The 2,925-nt window shown below is 66.9% G+C and carries 3 protein-coding genes; all 3 read right to left on the bottom strand.

What is annotated here, in order from left to right; all coding sequences use genetic code 11:
* A partial coding sequence (murC, locus tag RMN84_RS04590; RefSeq protein ID WP_309611021.1) for a UDP-N-acetylmuramate--L-alanine ligase occupies positions 1 to 1,339 on the bottom strand: 1,339 nt, incomplete at its 3' end.
* A gap of 13 nt (positions 1,340 to 1,352) precedes the next feature.
* Positions 1,353 to 2,510: an undecaprenyldiphospho-muramoylpentapeptide beta-N-acetylglucosaminyltransferase gene (gene murG, locus RMN84_RS04585; protein WP_309611022.1), complete on the bottom strand. Its 1,158-nt coding sequence runs from the start codon at positions 2,508 to 2,510 to the stop codon at positions 1,353 to 1,355.
* Positions 2,510 to 2,925: FtsW/RodA/SpoVE family cell cycle protein (locus tag RMN84_RS04580; RefSeq protein WP_309611020.1), on the bottom strand; the 416-nt coding region annotated here is incomplete at its 5' end. The genes murG and RMN84_RS04580, both read right to left, overlap by 1 nt.

Raw genomic sequence — 2,925 nt, 5'->3', positions numbered from 1 at the left:
CAATGTCGCGCAGCGACTCAGCCAGCTCATTAGGGTTGGCGACGGCTTTCACCATGCGGTGTCCGTGGGCCCGCAGCCCTTCGGCGAGCGCCGCCGAATCCACCCCCTCGATCGGCTCCTCGCCAGCGGCATAGACCGGGGCGACCATGACGATGTCGGCGTCGTTAAAAGCGTTTTGGAAATCGTCCATCAGGCTGTGCAGCCGGGTGTAGCGATGCGGCTGGACGACGGCGATGACACGGCCGGAGGCATCGTCAACTCCCACCGAGGCTTGCGCGCTTTCCCGGGCCGCCGAAAGCACCGCGCGGATTTCGACCGGATGGTGGGCATAATCGTCGATCACCACCGCGCCGCCGACCTCGCCGACCTTGGTGAAGCGGCGCTTGACGCCCTCGAACTTCTCGAAGCCGTTGACGATGTTTGTGTCGTCGATGCCAAGCTCGATGGCGACGGCGATCGCCGCCAGCGCATTCTGGACATTGTGGCGGCCGGGCATCGGCACATGGATGCCGGCGATCGTCCGCCGCTTGCCATCGCGCTGGAGCACCACTGCGTCGAAGCGCGTGCCGTCGGGGCCGGTCTTCATGCCGTCGGCCCGGAGGTCGGCCAATGCGGAGAAGCCGTAGGTCACCACCCGCCGGTCGCGGATGCGGCTGAGAATATTCTGCACCTCGGGGTGATCGACGCACAGCACGGCGAGCCCGTAGAAGGGGACATTCTCGACGAACTCGACATAGGCGTCCTTGACCGCGTCGAAGCTGCCATAATGGTCAAGATGTTCGGGATCGATGTTGGTGACGACCGCGATCGTTCCGTCCAGCCGCAGGAAACTGCCGTCGCTTTCGTCGGCCTCGACCACCATCCAGTCGGATTTGCCCAGCCGGGCGTTGGAGCCATAGGCGTTGATCACGCCACCATTAATGACGGTCGGGTCGATCCCGCCGGCGTCGAGCATGGCGGCGATCATGCTGGTGGTCGTGGTTTTGCCATGCGTTCCGGCGACCGCGATGGTCGACTGCATCCGCATCAGTTCGGCCAGCATCTCGGCGCGGCGGACCAGCGGCAGGCGGCGCTCGATCGCGGCCTCGACCTCGACATTGCCGCGGTGAATCGCGGTCGAGCAGACCACCACGCTGGCATCGCCGAGATTGTCGGGCGAATGGCCGATGGTCACCGGGATGCCGACCTTGCGCAGACCCTCGACCGCATAGCCCTCGGCCTGGTCCGAGCCCTGCACCTGGTAGCCGAGCTGGTGCATCACCTCGGCGATGCCCGACATACCGATGCCGCCGATGCCGACGAAGTGGATCGTGCCGATCTCGGTGCCCATGGCCTTCATGAGGTTTGGGCCTTCATGCGGGCATGCCCTGCGCCGGCACGTCGGAATGGACGCGCGCTTCGAGTGCCGGGCCGACCAGCAGTGGCGATCCGCCGCCGGCCACCCGTTCGACGAGGTCGGCGAGGTCGCGGGCGGCGTGGGGCCGACCGACCGACAGCGCGCGGGCGGCGGCGTTGGCGAGACCGTTGGGATCGTCGACCAGTGCCTCGATCTGCCGCGCCAGCGTCTCGTGCGTGAAGTGCGCCTGCGGAATCGTCCGCGCGCCGCCTGCCGCCGTCATTTCGTGCGCATTGACCGTCTGGTGATCGTCAGCCGCGCTCGGCAGCGGGACGAGGATCGCCGGGCGCCCGGCGGCGGTCAGCTCGGCGATGGTTGACGCCCCCGCGCGGGCGATGATCAGGTGCGCGTCGGCCAGTTTGGCCGGCATGTCGTCGATGTAGGTCGACAGTTCGGCCGGGACCTTGAGCGAAATATAAATGCCGCGCACGCGTCCGATCTCGTCGGGGCGGCACTGTTGCACGACCTGCAGCCGAGCGCGGAGCGACCCCGGCAGGATGCCAAGCGCCGACGGGACGATATCACTGAGGATCGACGCCCCCTGGCTTCCGCCCGTCACCAGCACCTTGAACGGCGAGGTGTCGTCATAGGGCGGATAGGGCATCTCGCCGAGCCGCGAAACCGACTCGCGCACCGGGTTGCCGACCAGCACGACCTTGTCCTCGAACGCGGGCTTCAATCGCTCGACGCGCGGATAGGCGGTGGCGATCGCCTTGGCATCACGCGCCAGCATGCGGTTGACGCGGCCGAGCAACGCATTCTGCTCATGGATGATCGTCGGCACGCCAGTGGCGCTTGCCGCCAGCAGCGCCGGGAAGGACGGATAGCCACCAAAGCCGATCATCGCGTCGGCCCCGGCCTCGCGGATCAGCGCCTTGGCCTGCCGCCGCCCCGCCAGCACCGCCCGCCCGGCCTTGAAATAGCCGAACACCCCGCCGCCGAGCCGACCGGCCGGAAGGACATGCGTCTCGACCCCGTCGAACAGCCCGGGGATCTTCGCCCCGCGCTCGTCGGTGATCAGCTTCACATGATGGCCGCGCGTGCGCAGTTCACCGGCCAGCGCATGGGCCGGGACCATATGTCCACCGGTCCCACCGGCGGCGAGGAAGATCATTAGTCCGGAAGGCAATCGCCGCTCCATTTCACGACATAGGACGAGCGCGCCAGATAGGGGTTGCGGCGGGTGAAGGCGAGCAGCAATCCCATGCCGATCGACAGCGCCAGCATCGACGACCCGCCATAGCTGATGAACGGCAGGGTCATGCCCTTGGACGGGGCCATCTTCACATTGACCGCCATGTTGATCAGCGCCTGCAGCCCGAATTCGATCACCAGCCCCGCGCCCGCCAGGATACAGAAGGTATTCTCCTCGTCGAGCAGCTTGACCAGCACCCGCGCCACGATCGCCATGTAGAGCAAGGCGATGGCGAGGCAGGCGATCAGCCCGAATTCCTCGCCGATGACCGAGAAGATGTAATCGGTGTGCGGTTCGGGCAGGCCGAACTTGCGCGTGCCGCCGCCCGGACCCA

The organism is Sphingomonas sp., assembly GCF_031380695.1.
Lineage (GTDB): Bacteria > Pseudomonadota > Alphaproteobacteria > Sphingomonadales > Sphingomonadaceae > Sphingomicrobium.
Note: the sequence above shows the minus strand (reverse complement) of the source record. Positions and strands in the feature narration are given on the sequence as shown.